The sequence below is a fragment of the Marinobacter sp. C7 genome, assembly GCF_022343555.1.
In the GTDB taxonomy this organism is placed as follows: domain Bacteria; phylum Pseudomonadota; class Gammaproteobacteria; order Pseudomonadales; family Oleiphilaceae; genus Marinobacter.
In genome coordinates, this window is sequence record NZ_JAKQZH010000017.1 from 1 (window position 1) to 938 (window position 938).

General features: G+C 57.0%; 1 protein-coding gene. It reads right to left on the minus strand.

Annotated features, from left to right (window positions below):
• Window positions 1–938, minus strand: a 938-nt coding sequence (gene tuf / locus MD273_RS18455; protein WP_239039246.1) for an elongation factor Tu, incomplete at both ends; no start/stop codon positions are given.

Genomic DNA, 938 nt, shown 5'->3' on the forward strand with positions numbered 1-938 from the left:
ACGTACACTTCGCACTCGAACTTGGTGTGCGGAGTGATGGAGCCCGGAACCGCCAGAACCTGACCACGCTCAACGTCGTCACGCTTGGTACCACGCAGCAGAACACCAACGTTCTCACCGGCACGGCCTTCGTCCAGCAGCTTGCGGAACATCTCAACACCGGTACAAGTGGTCTTCTGGGTATCACGGATACCAACGATTTCCACTTCGTCACCAACCTTGATGATGCCACGCTCAACACGACCGGTAACAACGGTACCACGACCGGAGATGGAGAATACGTCCTCGATCGGCATCAGGAACGGCTGATCGATCGCACGCTCCGGCTCAGGGATGTACTCGTCCAGGGCCTCTACCAGCTTCTTGACAGCGGTCGTACCCATCTCGTTGTCGTCCTTGCCTTCCAGCGCCATCAGCGCGGAACCAGTAACGATCGGAGTGTCGTCACCCGGGAAGTCGTACTGGCTCAGCAGGTCACGAACTTCCATCTCGACCAGCTCCAGCAGCTCCTCGTCATCGACCATGTCCGCCTTGTTCAGGAACACAACGATGAACGGAACGCCTACCTGACGGGACAGCAGGATGTGCTCACGAGTCTGCGGCATGGGGCCGTCAGCTGCAGAACACACCAGGATCGCGCCGTCCATCTGCGCGGCACCAGTGATCATGTTCTTAACATAGTCAGCGTGGCCCGGGCAGTCTACGTGCGCGTAGTGACGGGTCGGAGAATCGTACTCAACGTGAGAGGTCGCGATAGTAATACCACGAGCCTTCTCTTCCGGCGCGTTATCGATCTGGTCAAACGCGCTGGCAGAACCTGTACCCCACACTTCGTGACATACACGAGTCAGAGCAGCGGTCAGGGTGGTCTTACCATGGTCAACGTGACCAATAGTACCCACGTTTACGTGCGGTTTACTACGCTCAAATTTTTCTTT